This is a genomic window from Neoalteromonas arenosi (assembly GCF_030362855.1).
In the GTDB taxonomy this organism is placed as follows: domain Bacteria; phylum Pseudomonadota; class Gammaproteobacteria; order Enterobacterales; family Alteromonadaceae; genus Alteromonas_E; species Alteromonas_E arenosi.
Map to the genome: position 1 here is coordinate 22,894 of NZ_JAUCBP010000007.1, position 13,051 is coordinate 35,944.

The following is a 13,051-nucleotide window of genomic DNA, read 5'->3' on the forward strand; positions in this document are numbered from 1 at the left end:
TCCCGTTACGCTGATTGAAAGTCACTGCGAATACTCACGGATTCAGCGCGTAAGTATTGCTTGAGTTCTCGTATATCGATGATCGATTTGTGGAACACTGATGCAGCGAGTGCGCCATCTACGTCAGCTTGCTTAAATGCAGCGCTAAAGTGTTCCATTGCACCGGCGCCGCCAGAGGCGATCAACGGTACGTCGCATACAGCTCTGACTGCGCTAAGCTGTTCAATATCATAGCCTTTGCGCACGCCGTCTTGGTTCATGCAGTTCAACACTATTTCACCGGCACCACGGCTCTGCACTTCTTTAACCCAATCCAAGGTCTGCCATTGCGTCTGCTGGGTACGAGATTCATCACCCGTGAATTTATAAACTTCGTACTGCCCAGTATCAGCGTTGTAAAAGCTATCTATACCAATCACAACACATTGCTGACCATAGATATCATGCAATTGATTGATCAAGTTAGGGTCAGTCAATGCGGGCGAGTTGATCGAGATTTTGTCAGCGCCCATTTCAAGTATGCGTCCCGCATCTTCAACGGACTTAATGCCGCCCGCTACACAAAATGGAATATCAATCACTTGCGCAATGCGGCTAACCCAGCTCTTGTCGACCACACGTTGGTCACTGGATGCGGTGATGTCGTAAAACACCAACTCGTCGGCACCTTCCTGTGCATAACGCTCAGCCAAGGGCACGATATCGCCAATAATTTCGTGATTGCGAAATTGTACACCTTTAACAACTAAGCCATCTTTAACGTCTAAACAGGGAATTATGCGTCTTGCCAGCATGCGATAGCCTCCTGCACATTAAACTTACCTTCCAATAGCGCGCGTCCTAAAATTACCCCACTAACCCCCGTTGGCTTGAGCACTTTAATATCTTGCAATGACCCAATGCCACCTGAAGCTTGCCATGCAACCTGGGGAAAGCGTTCAGCCATTTCCTGATACAGCTGGTGGTTAGCGCCTTGTAAAGTGCCATCACGACTAATATCGGTACACAGTACATGCTTTGCACCTGCGTCTAACAAGTCTGCTAATAGACTGTCTAGAGCAACGCCGCTGTTTTCTTGCCACCCGTGAGTAGCAATTAATTTATTCCCATCTTCATCAATGTTCACATCAAGCGCTAATACAATTTGTTCGCCGCCGTAGGTACGTAACCATTGCTTAATGAGTTCTGGTTGTTTAACCGCTAGTGAACCGATCACAACGCGTTTAACGCCGATGTCGAGTAGTTGTTTTACATCGTCTTCACTGCGAATCCCACCACCGGCCTGAAATTGCATACGCTGGGTATCAACCATTTTTTTGATCAATTGCAGCTGACGTTTACTGGTGTCTTTGGCACCGGTTAAATCAACAATGTGCAGCCATTGGGCGCCTTGATCAGCATAGTCGTTAACCACGTCTACAGGGTCGAATGCGTAATCAGTTTGTTGTGCGTAGTCACCTTGAAACAAGCGCACAACTTTGCCATCAATTAAATCTATCGCTGGAATAATCATTACAAACTCACAAAATTTTTGAGTAATTGTGCGCCGGCATCACCGGAGCGCTCAGGGTGAAATTGCACGCCAAAGAAGTTGTCTTTGTTAATCGCTGCTGAAAACGGCATACCGTACTCGCAAGACGCGAGCGTGTGAGCAAAGGGCTTGACCGCAAAACTGTGCACAAAGTAAAAATAGCTACCCGCGTCGATACCTTTAAATAAGTCATTTGGGTGGCTTGGCGTAACGGTATTCCAACCCATGTGAGGTAAACGCAAGTCTCCTACTTGCATCCGTTCAACACTGCCCGGAATCAAATCTAAGCAGGTGGTGCGTTCGGCTGTACTTTCGGCCGACCAACTCACCATGAGCTGCATACCCAAACACACGCCTAGCACCGGTTGTGTTAGACCTAGAATAACACTCACAAGGCCTTTTTGTTCGATGCTCGCCATTGCAGCATTGGCGCTACCTACACCGGGTAAGATGACCTTATCTGCACACGTGATCAGTTCGGGCTGATCGCTGACCGTGACATCAACACCTAAACGATCGAAGGCAAATTTCACTGAAGATATGTTGGCACAACCGGTATTAACGATAACGATTTGCTGTTTCGCTAAACTCATAATGCACCCTTACTACTCGGCAATGTATCGCCTTGTTTGCTGATCGCTTGACGCAAGGCGCGACCAAAGACTTTAAACAGGCTTTCTACTTGGTGATGAGCATTACCTTCAGTCGTGCTCAAATGCAAACTCAACCCCATGGATTGAGCCATTGAATAGAAGAAGTGTCCAACCATCTCGGTCGCCATTTCACCAACAGTTTCTCGCGTGAAATTGGCGTTGAACACTAAATGCGGTCTATTCGAAATATCCATAATACATTCCGCTCGGCACTCATCCATTGGCAGGGCAAAACCAAAACGTCCAATACCACGCTTATTGCCGAGTGCTTTCTTCAACGCTTCACCAAGTGCCAGTGCAGTATCTTCGACGCTGTGGTGATCGTCGATATGCAGGTCGCCATTAACTTTCACTTGCATCTCAAAACCGCCATGCGTCGCAATTTGGTCGAGCATATGGTCGAAAAAGCCGATACCAGTTTGAATGTCTGATTTACCTGCTGAGTCTAAGTTAACACTGACGCGGATATCGGTTTCTGAGGTTCTACGTACCACGGTTGCCGTGCGAGTTGAATTCAATAGTTGTTTTTCTATCGCCGCCCAATTGTTGGTCTCACGGTCATACTGAATGCCGGGGATCCCCATATTTTCGGCCAATTGAATATCGGTGATGCGATCACCAATCACAAACGAACGAGTAAAGTCCACGCGACCTTGCTGTAAATACTCTTTCACCAAGCCTAATTTAGGCTTGCGGCACTGACAGTTGTCTTCTTCAAAGTGCGGACAAATCAATACGTCTTCAAATACCACGCCTTGGCTGCTGAAGATATCCATCATTTTGTTGTGTGGTAGCTCAAAATCTGCCGTTGGAAAACTATCTGTGCCCAAGCCATCTTGATTGCTGACCATAACTAGCTGAAAGCCAGCTTGTTGCAGCTTGAGCAAAACGGGAATAACGTTGGGTTCAAATACCAACTTTTCTAACGTATCGAGTTGCTTGTCGATAGGAGGTTCTTCAACTAGCGTCCCATCGCGATCGATGAACAGAATTGCATTTTGCATCAGGCAACATCCTCGGCTTGATAAAATTGTTTCATAAGAGAGATTAAACGTTCGTTTTGACTTTGCGTGCCAACTGATATGCGCAAGCAATTCGCCAGATGTAATTGCTTTGATTGGTCGCGAATCAGCATGCCTTCAGAGACCAAGTAGGTCATTAGAGCGTCTTTGTTTGCGGTGCGAAATAAAATAAAGTTAGCGCGCTGGTCACCGACTATTTCTACGTCACTAAATGCTTGTAACGCAGTACATAACCATTCGCGTTGACTGCTAATCTCGGCAACTTGCTGCTGCATGCGCTTAAGCGGGTTTGGCGCAAGTGCCTGCGCTGCAATCTGTGCGACCGGTTCGGCAATTGGGTAGGGCGCGATCACTTTTAACAAAGTGTCGATAACCTCTTTCGATGCCAAAGTAAAACCGCAGCGCAACCCAGCAAGGGCAAACGCTTTTGATAAGGTTCGCAATACAACAAGGTGTGGATACTGAGCCAGTTTAACTGCCCAGTTATCTGCATAAGCAAATTCTATGTAAGCTTCGTCAACTACCACTAGCGCACGGTTAGCAAATAGCTCAAGTGCGGCCTCAATTTGTGCTTGGGCTACAGTATTGCCGGTTGGATTGTTGGGCGAGCAAATAAATACCACACTGACGTTGTTGGCATTGGCCTGCATTGCGGGTAAATCAAGCTCGAAGTCAGCAGTTTGCGGTACGCTAACAACGTTAACGTTACACGTCTCGGCACTAATCGCGTACATGCCATAGGTTGGCGGACAGATCATTATGTGCGTTTTTTGTGGCTCGCAAAAAGCGCGGATCAGCAGCTCGATACCTTCATCAGCACCGCGTGTCACCAATACTTGGTTTGTATCTAGTCCAGCATAAGCTGCATAAGCTTCAATCACGTTTTCTGGCTGACACGCTGGATAACGATTTAAACGGCTATCATCAATGCTGTATGGATTGTTATAAGGTGATTCATTGGCGTTTAACCAATCTTGGCCGCCGCTATACAAACGACGTGCAGATTCGTACGGCTTAAGTGCAAGTATATTGGGGTTGGTCAATCGCGCTACGAGATTACTCATTAGTTATTCTCCGCAATAGCATCAAGACGCAAAGAAACGGCTTTGCCATGTGCATCAAGGCCTTCAGATGTTGATAGTGTTATCAAGGTTGGCGCGAGGGCTTCAAAACCGGCTTGAGTTAATTCTTGCACAGTATAGCGGCGCATAAAATCGAGCAAACCTAAACTTGAATACATGCGTGAGTAGCCATAAGTTGGCAACACGTGATTTGTGCCACTGGCGTAATCACCGGCTGATTCTGGCGACCATGGACCAACAAAAATTGAGCCAGCATTAGTAATTTTAGACAACCAACTGCTGGCGTTTTCCGCTTGGACGATAAGGTGTTCTGGCGCATATTGATTGCTGACCTCGACCGCTTGAGCAAAACTCTCAGTCAAAATATAACGACTGTGTTGCATCGCTGCAGTGGCAATTTCATTGCGAGAGAGCTGCGCTAATTGCTTCTCAACTTCGGCGATAACACGGTTGATTAGTGTTTCACAGTTAGACACTAAAATCGCCTGAGAGTCCTTGCCATGCTCAGCTTGAGAAAGTAAATCTGCAGCAACAAAAACCGGATTGGCGCTTGCGTCTGCTAAAACCAATACTTCCGATGGACCAGCAGGCATGTCGATAGCAGCGCCGCGTGGCATAGTACTAACGCGCTGTTTTGCCGCGGTAACAAAGCTATTACCCGGCCCAAATATTTTATCGACTTTAGGGATCGAGTCAGTGCCAAACGCCATTCCAGCGACTGCTTGGGCGCCGCCGCATAAGAAAATCTGGTCAATGCCACATAAGCTTGCCGCATAGCGAATTTCCGCAGCGATTTCGCCATTCTCATTCGGTGGTGTGCACAACACGGCCATTTTACATCCCGCTACTTGAGCCGTAACCCCGAGCATTAAAACTGTCGAAGGCAGTGGTGCTGTGCCGCCAGGTATATACAATCCGACTTTTTCAAGCGCGACTGTGTGCTGTTCGCAGCGCACACCTGGCATAGTTTCGACGACCACGCTTTGAGGGCGTTGTGCTGTATGAAAGGACTTAATGTTGGCATAAGCTCGGTCGATTGCCGCAATGACGTCCTCTCTAAGCTCTCCTTTGGCGGCATCAATACGCTCAAGCGGACAGCGTAAACTGTGCAATTTTGCGCCATCAAACCTTGCCGTAAGGTCGAGAATTGCCGCATCGCCGCGTGCAATAACGTCGTTGATGATTGTATCAACTGCGTCAAATAGCTTAGCACTGTCGGCCAGAGCCGGTCGCTCTAACACTTGATTTTGTGCTTGCTCGTCGAGCAAATTCCAATTAATCATAGCCTTTGCCTTTACTTATCCCATCATCTTTTCAATTGGCATCACTAAGATTGAGCTGCAGCCAAGTGCTTTGAGTTTTTCCATTGTTTCCCAGAATAGAGTCTCAGGACTTACGACGTGTACAGCTACAATGTCGTCGCTGCTAGCCAGCGGCAGAACCGTCGGATTCTCCGCTCCGGGTAACAGGCTTTTCACTTGTTCTAGATACGCTTTAGGTGCGTGTAACATGATGTATTTACTTTCTTTCGCCTGTGTCACGCCATCGATACGCGGTAATAAGCGATTGATTAGCTCTTGTTTTTCATCGCTCAGCGGTTTGGCGCTTTGAATCAATACGGCGCGAGACACAAATACCTCATCTTTTTCTTGTAGGCCGTTAGCTTCTAGTGTGGCGCCGGTTGATACCAAGTCACAAATTGCATCGGCAACACCAGCGCGTGGGGCGACTTCTACTGAGCCGGTCAGCATAACGGCTGATGCGTTAACATTGTTGCTCTCGAAAAAGCGCTCCAATAGATATGGGTAAGTTGTCGCAACCTTTTTGCCTTGTAAGGACTGTACAGAGTCGTAACTCATTTCATTGGGCACAGCAATAGATAGGCGGCAGCCGCCATAATCCAGTTCACGCAGTGTTTTAAAGGCGTATGGGCGATTAGATGCTTGGCGTTCCAACATTTTTTCTTCGAGTTCATTTTGGCCGATGAAACCCAAATCAACGACACCATCCATTACTAAACCGGGAATATCGTCATCGCGGACCCGCAAAAGATCGACAGGCTGATTGGTAGAATGAGCAATCAATAGGCGGTCGCGAATTTGTAGCTTAATGCCAATTGCTTTTAACAGGGCAATACTGTCGTCGCTCAGTCGTCCTGATTTTTGAACAGCTATTCGTAGCCTTGATGCATCACTCATTATCATTCCTCGTATTCGATAAAATTTTTGCTAGCCCAAATAAAAAACCCCCGGAAGGTCCTTCCGAGGGTATTAACTTTTTACGCCGCCGGAAGACCAATAGACCTTCCAGCACAAACCTGAAAGGTTATGCTTTATGATGGTGATGAGCAGCGCGTTTGAAATTCATTAACTATTCTTTCCTATGTCGGCCGTTGCCGATTACGGGGCGAAACGATAGCGAACTGGCAATGATTTTGCAATGGGTATGCCGCTAATAAAGCTATAATTAATTGGAATAATCGCTATTAAGTAAAACTTTTGGTTATATGGTGCATCTAACACTAGTGCAAGCAGACTTATTTATTTACAAAAGTGGATGGTGATATTGCGTAATATCAATAGGTAATAAAACGATGAGTAATGATTTACTTTTTTCTGTGCTACCTCGACGAGGCACCGTGCCGGTCAAGTCTGATCGTGGTGAGGTCAAAAAAGTTGACAAAAAGTCGGCACTTCACCCATCGCCACAGGATGAAAATCACCCTGTAATTCAAGAAAAGCCGGATCGCCAAGAGCAACAACCCGATCAACAGAGCAAGGATTACAGCGATGAGCATATTGGCTTAATTGTTGATACCACTGATGAAAATGTTGAAGCTGACGAGCAAGAAATTGTCCACAACAAGCAAGAATTTCTCGACGAAAATAGCGTTTCGCATACCGAAGACGACGATCCTGATAAGGACGACCGAGTTCACCTCGATATTACCGTTTAAATTACTAACTAACCCTATGACATTGTTGGTTTTATGTTAAGCTTTTGGCTAACGAGATAAGCTAAACTTTTACCGCACGGAAGCACTGGCTCATGGACATCTTTACGCTCACAGTTTGTACTGCGCTGTTAAGCGCAGGTATGGCGGTGACTTTTACCACGCAACTCATCACTTCTCGACGTGAAACTTACCTATATGACTGGATATTCGCTGCGGGTTGCTTTCTAAGCTCGAACATTATTGGTTTGTGGCTACTTAAAGATAGCAGCGATAGCATAAACCCAATGTTTGCTAATGCATTTTACGTAACTGCACACGCTGCTATTTTTAGTGGTACTTCGCGATTGTTATTCGGGCAGTCTATGTACAAAGTCGTTGCTCTAGCTTTCGTAGCGACATTGATTTTGCATCAGCTACCTATTGTGGCGACCTCAGTAGAGAGTCGAATTATCGTCCATTATTTGATTATCATTGCATTTAATGCGGCAACGCTTATGGCATTAATCGCGAAGCGGAAATCTAAACGCGAGGGCAAGGCATATTGGTTATTAATTTTTGCTTTAGCACTATTCATCGTGCAGTTATTGATTCGTGGCACAATGATGGTGAGTAAAGATTTTGAGCTGATGTTAGTCGGGAGCCACTTTACTCAAACCTCGGGTACATTGTTATTGATGTTATACGTGTTTGCTCTTACGGTGGGGGGCTCCGCCATAGTGATGTGGCGCAAAGAGCTCTCGCTTAGAGAGCTGGCTCTCACTGATGAGCTCACCGGTTGGCTAAACCGCAAATCACTTGAACAGGTAGCGAACAACGAGCTGCGCAAGAGCGAACGCAAAGGCACGCATTTAGCTATTTTGGTCATTGATATCGATCACTTTAAACAGGTCAACGATTGCTATGGCCATGCAGTTGGCGACAAAGCCATTCAGTTTGTCAGCGGGATTATCAAGCAACAGAGCCGAGATTATGATCATCACTTTCGTTTGGGGGGAGAAGAGTTTGTAGTGTTAGCTGCGGAGACTTCGCCTAGTGAAGCTAAAACAGTCGCTGAGAGGATCCGTATAGCCGTAGAGTCCACGACAATGCGGCACAACAGTGAGTCTATTCCCCTAACTGTTAGCGTCGGTGTAGCATTGTCACAACACGGTGAGCTGGATTGGCAAGGGTTACTCAATAGGGCCGATATGGCACTGTATGCATCAAAATATGATGGCCGTAACCGTGTATCTGTAGATAAGATGGAACACGTTGCTATTTAAATTAACAGAGAGTGAGCGATGAGCGGCGAACGGGATTTATCCATCTTACTAGCAAGCATGGCACCAGCGTTGGACCCTGATAAATACGTCTTTTGCACCATTGCGGTAAATCGAATTCCTACTCACATTCAAATAAAAGGCAGCTTTGCAGAATCAGAGGGGATGACGCTGATCGTTACGAAGTCTGAGGCAGAAAAACACGGTTTGGATTATTCGGGAGTGTTTCGCTGTATCACATTAACTGTCCATTCAAGTTTAGATGCGGTAGGTCTCACCGCAGCAGTAGCGACGACACTCGCGGCTCAAAATATCTCGGCTAATGTCGTCGCAGCTTTTTACCACGACCATATTTTTGTTGGTCAATCTGACGCAGCGCAGGCTGTTGAGGCGCTAACAGCTTTAGCGCGCAAACAGGCGAGTATCCTGCGTAGTCAGTAATCCATCGTCACAAAGTTAGGAGAACTTTGTACGCGCTCTATCCACGCCTCCACGTTGGGAAAGTCTGCCAATGAAATTCCGCCTTCATCTGCCTTATGCGTATAGGCAAATAAGCTAATATCAGCGGTCGTTAGGTTTTCACCTGCAAAAAAAGGCATTTGTTGCAAGGCCTTCTCCATAACTTCAAGGGCTTTATAGCTCCCCACAACTTTATTCTCGTATTCTGCTTGGCGGTTATCGGGCAATCCTTGGTAAAGCTTAATAAACCGCGCGACAGCAATATTCGGTTCATGGCTGTATTGCTCATAAAACTGCCATTGCTGAATGGCCGCTTGAGTAAATTTATCGACCGGATACAGGGGGCTATCATAAGCAAGAAAGTTACAAATTGCGTTGGACTCACTTAAGACTCGTCCATCAGCAAACTTTACGATGGGGATTTTAGCTGCAGGGGACAGCTGTTTGAAAGCTGCTGACTGGCTTTCACCGTGCATTATATCGACGTCAATCCAGTCGTAATTGAGATCTAGTAGCGCGCAGGTAAGCTGTATTTTATAGCAATTACCCGAGCGCTTATCGCCGTATACCGTAAACATGTTTAGAGTTTCTCAACGGTGTAACCAGCTTGCTCAAGCATCGTCAACACACTATCTGGACCAGCAAGATGAAGCGTGCCGACCAACACAAATTCGATTTCCGGTGTATTAAACATGGCTTTTATTTGGGGAATCCAATTATGGTTGCGTTCAACCAATAAGTCTTTGTAAACAGCTGGGAAATCTCGCTTCATTTCAACTATCTGTGAGTCAGACAAGCCATTCATATCACCAGCTAACCATTGTGTTCTAAATTCTTCTAACCACGCACCTAAAGTACTTATGTCATCCAGCGTATAGAGTAAAAGCTCATCTTCTTGTCCTTTTCCTAAATTAGCAAGAAATTCTAATTGTTGGTCTAAGCTTTCCAGCCACCCGATAGGTTTTCCATCACTTGTTGCCAGCTTTGCGAAGTGTTCATCAATACCCTCTGCAGTCAAACCCGCGAGTTTAAGCTCGGTTAGCGCGATAGAGATGCTGAGGAATGACGGTTTATAAGGCAGCATGCTTTGCGGCGGGATACCGCGGGATAGTAGGTGCTGTTCAACCGCCTTCGATACTTGCGGTGATAATTCGTCTCTAAACGTTCGACCGTCTTGGTAGGTCACCTTTGCAATCATTTTTTGTAAGAATTCGGGGTTGTCAAGTGACATGACATCGGTTTCAAGAATCACTTTATGGGACGCTTGATAGGCCCTGCTGTATTCCTTAGGTAGCGGGTAATCAGTTTCGCTAAGCATATGGATCGTGCCGCCGACGTAAACGGTGTCCTTGCCGTTACTCACTTTCCAGACCGATGCTGCATGGCTTAGTTGGCTAAGACAAAAAAATACAGCGAAAAGAACAATGCGTTTCATATGTGATTCCCTACAGTGAAATTCCCAATTCACCATAGGCTAATCGGATGGCCTAAAATCACAAGTGTTTTATGTGCTTACCACTCTAATTCAATTTCGAGCGCCTCTGCGCCGGAATCTAACCCACACATTTCATCGTAAGGTGTTGATTGCTTTAAGGTAACACGTTCAAACTGCAAACCCGATAAGTGCTCGCGAATTTCATTAAGGCAATGGAAAGCCTTTGGTTTGCTACTATTGTCACGAACGAAATCGCGATCGCGACCATCGTCAAGCGCTGCTAAGTATGTACCGCCTTCAATCGATTCAATAAATAGATTCATAGCTGATTCTCCGTTGGACGAAATTTAAACGCAGACAGGACTGGAAAGATCACTCCAGATGCGTCAGGCTTTTCATTAACTAACTAAAACAGGCCTTATCATGAGTTTAGAAACTACCGTTCAAGCGGATGCGCCCTGCCAATCTGCACAGTGTTCTTCTATTCGTTTCATAATCACGCCAAAAGATAAAGATCTAGGTGGGTTCTCGGTGCGTCGAGTATTACCTTCCATGCAGCAACGCATGGTTGGGCCTTGGTTGTTCTTCGATCATATGGGGCCCGCTGAATTTAAAGCTGGAGACGGGATTAACGTGCGTCCTCATCCCCACATTCACTTGGCTACGGTGACCTACTTATTCGAAGGTGAAATCCTGCATCGCGATTCATTAGGTTCTTATCAGCCGATTCGTCCCGGCGACGTCAATTTGATGGTGGCGGGAAAAGGTATTGTGCATTCAGAACGCGAGCGCCCAGAGGTTACCGCTATTGATCATCAGTTACACGGCTTGCAATTATGGCTAGCATTGCCGGAGGAACAACAGAATCGCGATCCCGCATTTTATCACTACCCTGACCATGAAATTCCACAGACAACGGTCGACGACGTTCCTGTTAGGGTGATTATGGGTGATGCTTATGATCTGTCCTCACCGGTTATGACGTTTGCAGATACGCTTTATGTAGAAGCCGCGCTGCAACCCGGTCAAGTATTGACCTTACCAGATGCGCAGGAGCGAGCTGTTTATATGGCTTCGGGTAGCGCCATGATTGATGCAACAGAGATTCAAGAACATCAAATGGCAATCATCAATCCAGATGCGAGCACCGCTATCACGGCAAAAACAGCCTGTAGATTAGCCATTATTGGCGGCGAACAAATGTCACCTCGACGTATGTTTTGGAATTTCGCATCGACCGATACAGAAAGTATTGAGCAAGCCAAACGCGATTGGGAAGAGGATAAGTTTCCGGTCATTCCCGATGACAACGATGAAAGGATCCCATTGCCGCGATGATTGCGGCAATGGCATTAGGCCCTAGTTTAAAACATCAAAGGTTAAACCGGCCTTGCTAGTCAATCGCTCAATTAGTGTATTACCGTAGGCCACCGCTGGCGTTAAAAAACCTCCAGGCACAGCTTGCATGGCGTCATCAAGGGCCAATGAAATAGCTGCTTCACTAAGCATTTTGGCCGTAGACCCATAACCAGGATCGCGGTCGCCGGTTACCTTGACAGTGATTTTTTGATTGTCTTTGGTAGTACCGAATATGCGGTAATCGAAGAAACCATTGCGCTGTTCTTCCTCACTCGGACCTTCGCCTGGTTTGGGTAACACGGTGTTCTCCAACAGCCAACGAGTCGGGGGGATTGCGGCGCCAATCATGAGTCCGGAGAGCATTACGGTAACAGTCCAGCCCATCATTCCGCCTTTCATCGAGCGCCCGGTCATCATCGCTTCGTCGTAGAGGAAGCGCTCTCCGTATTCGGCGTCAAACAATGCATTAGAGCGATGTACAATCCGTGTATTGATGCTAGCCATTACGAACGGTGCAATCCAGCTGCCAGTTTCTTCCTCGTACTTAGCATGGGCTAAGTTTGTTTGATAGGCCGAAAAGTTATGCCCCTCAGGACACAATGCATAAGGGTTTGCCAGTAATTTGCGCAATGCTGGGTCTTTTGCAGCCTGCTTGACGACATTAATAAGTGATGCAACTGTGCCGCCAGAGGCGCCGCCCTTCATTGCCTTCACGCGTGTTTTTACCACGTTACAAGTTTGGCCAAAGCGCTCTTTGGCGTGTTGCTGTAAAAAGTATACGCCCAGATCTGATGGGATTGAGTCAAACCCACAGCAGTTGATGATGCGAGCGCCGGACTGTTGAGCGACCTCTTGATACTTTTCTATCATTGCGTGTATCCACTGAGGCTCGCCGGTTAAGTCAACATAATCGGTGCCGCTGTTAGCACAAGCCTTTACCATCGGCTCACCGTAGAGTGCATAAGGTCCCACAGTGCTAATAACGACTTTCGTTCTCGCAACTAGTGCATCGATAGAGACCTGGTCGTCGGCATCGGCCAGGATTTGTGGGATGGACTCAATCGCCACATCTTTCGCTAACGCGTCTAGCTTACTTTGCGAGCGAGCAGCAACTGCCCAACGGATAGCGCCACTTGGATAGGTGTCGCGTAAATATTGACAGACAATCTTGCCGACAAAGCTGGTTGCGCCAAAAACGACAATATCAAACTGTTCGCTCATAAAATTTTCTCCAATTTTTACTCTACAAGGTCTGGGGCCCACAACAGGACGTAACAAAACCGAGCGTATTACAC

Annotated in this window: 15 protein-coding genes and 1 other annotated feature; of the genes, 4 read left to right on the plus strand and 11 right to left on the minus strand. The window is 46.7% G+C overall.

The genetic code is table 11. The features are described from left to right. Nucleotides 1–5: 5 nt before the first annotated feature. The 7 genes from hisF to hisG are packed head-to-tail and all read right to left on the minus strand — an operon-like array spanning nucleotide 6 to nucleotide 6,486. Entirely contained in the window at nucleotides 6–794 is a 789-nt protein-coding gene (gene hisF / locus QTP81_RS06610; RefSeq protein ID WP_289364552.1) for an imidazole glycerol phosphate synthase subunit HisF, read from the minus strand. Further along, entirely contained in the window at nucleotides 776–1,513 is a 738-nt protein-coding gene (gene hisA / locus QTP81_RS06615; RefSeq protein WP_289364554.1) for a 1-(5-phosphoribosyl)-5-[(5-phosphoribosylamino)methylideneamino]imidazole-4-carboxamide isomerase, read from the minus strand. The genes hisF and hisA overlap by 19 nt, the downstream gene beginning before the upstream one ends. Further along, complete coding sequence (gene hisH, locus QTP81_RS06620; protein WP_289364556.1) at nucleotides 1,513–2,124, minus strand: imidazole glycerol phosphate synthase subunit HisH; 612 nt, start codon at nucleotides 2,122–2,124, stop codon at nucleotides 1,513–1,515. The genes hisA and hisH overlap by 1 nt, the downstream gene beginning before the upstream one ends. Continuing rightward, nucleotides 2,121–3,191 carry a bifunctional histidinol-phosphatase/imidazoleglycerol-phosphate dehydratase HisB gene (gene hisB / locus QTP81_RS06625; protein ID WP_289365603.1) on the minus strand — a complete coding sequence of 357 codons (1,071 nt, stop codon included), beginning with the start codon at nucleotides 3,189–3,191 and terminating at the stop codon, nucleotides 2,121–2,123. The genes hisH and hisB overlap by 4 nt, the downstream gene beginning before the upstream one ends. Then, nucleotides 3,188–4,270, minus strand: coding sequence for a histidinol-phosphate transaminase (hisC, locus tag QTP81_RS06630; RefSeq protein WP_289364558.1), 1,083 nt, complete (start codon nucleotides 4,268–4,270; stop codon nucleotides 3,188–3,190). Before hisC ends, hisB begins: the two co-directional genes overlap by 4 nt. After that, nucleotides 4,270–5,571: a histidinol dehydrogenase gene (gene hisD / locus QTP81_RS06635; RefSeq protein WP_289364559.1), complete on the minus strand. Its 1,302-nt coding sequence runs from the start codon at nucleotides 5,569–5,571 to the stop codon at nucleotides 4,270–4,272. The genes hisC and hisD overlap by 1 nt, the downstream gene beginning before the upstream one ends. Nucleotides 5,572–5,586: 15 nt before the next feature. Next, nucleotides 5,587–6,486 (minus strand): ATP phosphoribosyltransferase, encoded by a 900-nt coding sequence (hisG, locus tag QTP81_RS06640; protein WP_289364561.1) that lies wholly within the window; start codon nucleotides 6,484–6,486, stop codon nucleotides 5,587–5,589. 38 nt (nucleotides 6,487–6,524) lie between these two features. Continuing rightward, nucleotides 6,525–6,638, minus strand: a sequence feature (His leader region). A gap of 243 nt (nucleotides 6,639–6,881) precedes the next feature. Here hisG and QTP81_RS06645 point away from each other — a divergent pair. The 3 genes from QTP81_RS06645 (at nucleotide 6,882) to QTP81_RS06655 (ending at nucleotide 8,944) form a co-directional block, all read left to right on the plus strand. Further along, complete coding sequence (locus QTP81_RS06645) at nucleotides 6,882–7,244, plus strand: hypothetical protein (RefSeq protein WP_289364563.1); 363 nt, start codon at nucleotides 6,882–6,884, stop codon at nucleotides 7,242–7,244. 92 nt (nucleotides 7,245–7,336) lie between these two features. After that, on the plus strand, nucleotides 7,337–8,506 hold the full coding sequence (locus QTP81_RS06650; protein ID WP_289364565.1) for a GGDEF domain-containing protein: 1,170 nt from the start codon (nucleotides 7,337–7,339) through the stop codon (nucleotides 8,504–8,506). A gap of 18 nt (nucleotides 8,507–8,524) precedes the next feature. Continuing rightward, the gene (locus tag QTP81_RS06655) at nucleotides 8,525–8,944 is read left to right on the plus strand and encodes an ACT domain-containing protein (protein WP_289364566.1); all 420 of its coding nucleotides are present in this window, start codon (nucleotides 8,525–8,527) and stop codon (nucleotides 8,942–8,944) included. Here QTP81_RS06655 and QTP81_RS06660 read toward each other — a convergent pair. From QTP81_RS06660 to QTP81_RS06670, 3 genes are all read right to left on the minus strand, one after another. Next, nucleotides 8,938–9,540 carry a glutathione S-transferase family protein gene (locus QTP81_RS06660; protein WP_289364568.1) on the minus strand — a complete coding sequence of 201 codons (603 nt, stop codon included), beginning with the start codon at nucleotides 9,538–9,540 and terminating at the stop codon, nucleotides 8,938–8,940. The genes QTP81_RS06655 and QTP81_RS06660 overlap by 7 nt on opposite strands. A 2-nt stretch (nucleotides 9,541–9,542) precedes the next feature. Further along, nucleotides 9,543–10,397, minus strand: a complete 855-nt coding sequence (locus QTP81_RS06665) for a TraB/GumN family protein (protein ID WP_289364570.1) — start codon at nucleotides 10,395–10,397, stop codon at nucleotides 9,543–9,545. A 77-nt stretch (nucleotides 10,398–10,474) separates the two neighbouring features. Further along, entirely contained in the window at nucleotides 10,475–10,720 is a 246-nt protein-coding gene (locus tag QTP81_RS06670; protein ID WP_289364572.1) for a DUF6482 family protein, read from the minus strand. 100 nt (nucleotides 10,721–10,820) lie between these two features. Between QTP81_RS06670 and QTP81_RS06675 the strand changes: the two genes are divergently transcribed. Next, a complete protein-coding gene (locus tag QTP81_RS06675; RefSeq protein ID WP_289364573.1) occupies nucleotides 10,821–11,735 on the plus strand; it encodes a pirin family protein in 915 nt (304 codons plus the stop codon). Nucleotides 11,736–11,756: 21 nt separating this feature from the next. Here the strand turns inward: QTP81_RS06675 and QTP81_RS06680 are convergent, their stop codons facing one another. Further along, a complete protein-coding gene (locus QTP81_RS06680) occupies nucleotides 11,757–12,977 on the minus strand; it encodes a saccharopine dehydrogenase family protein (protein WP_289364574.1) in 1,221 nt (406 codons plus the stop codon). Nucleotides 12,978–13,051 lie beyond the last annotated feature (74 nt).

Coding starts and splice junctions, on each gene's coding strand:
- hisF (WP_289364552.1), bottom strand. CDS start 794: ATGCTGGCAAGACGCATAATTCCCTGTTTAGACGTTAAAGATGGCTTA.
- hisA (WP_289364554.1), bottom strand. CDS start 1,513: ATGATTATTCCAGCGATAGATTTAATTGATGGCAAAGTTGTGCGCTTG.
- hisH (WP_289364556.1), bottom strand. CDS start 2,124: ATGAGTTTAGCGAAACAGCAAATCGTTATCGTTAATACCGGTTGTGCC.
- hisC (WP_289364558.1), bottom strand. CDS start 4,270: ATGAGTAATCTCGTAGCGCGATTGACCAACCCCAATATACTTGCACTT.
- hisD (WP_289364559.1), bottom strand. CDS start 5,571: ATGATTAATTGGAATTTGCTCGACGAGCAAGCACAAAATCAAGTGTTA.
- hisG (WP_289364561.1), bottom strand. CDS start 6,486: ATGAGTGATGCATCAAGGCTACGAATAGCTGTTCAAAAATCAGGACGA.
- QTP81_RS06645 (WP_289364563.1), top strand. CDS start 6,882: ATGAGTAATGATTTACTTTTTTCTGTGCTACCTCGACGAGGCACCGTG.
- QTP81_RS06650 (WP_289364565.1), top strand. CDS start 7,337: ATGGACATCTTTACGCTCACAGTTTGTACTGCGCTGTTAAGCGCAGGT.
- QTP81_RS06655 (WP_289364566.1), top strand. CDS start 8,525: ATGAGCGGCGAACGGGATTTATCCATCTTACTAGCAAGCATGGCACCA.
- QTP81_RS06660 (WP_289364568.1), bottom strand. CDS start 9,540: ATGTTTACGGTATACGGCGATAAGCGCTCGGGTAATTGCTATAAAATA.
- QTP81_RS06665 (WP_289364570.1), bottom strand. CDS start 10,397: ATGAAACGCATTGTTCTTTTCGCTGTATTTTTTTGTCTTAGCCAACTA.
- QTP81_RS06670 (WP_289364572.1), bottom strand. CDS start 10,720: ATGAATCTATTTATTGAATCGATTGAAGGCGGTACATACTTAGCAGCG.
- QTP81_RS06675 (WP_289364573.1), top strand. CDS start 10,821: ATGAGTTTAGAAACTACCGTTCAAGCGGATGCGCCCTGCCAATCTGCA.
- QTP81_RS06680 (WP_289364574.1), bottom strand. CDS start 12,977: ATGAGCGAACAGTTTGATATTGTCGTTTTTGGCGCAACCAGCTTTGTC.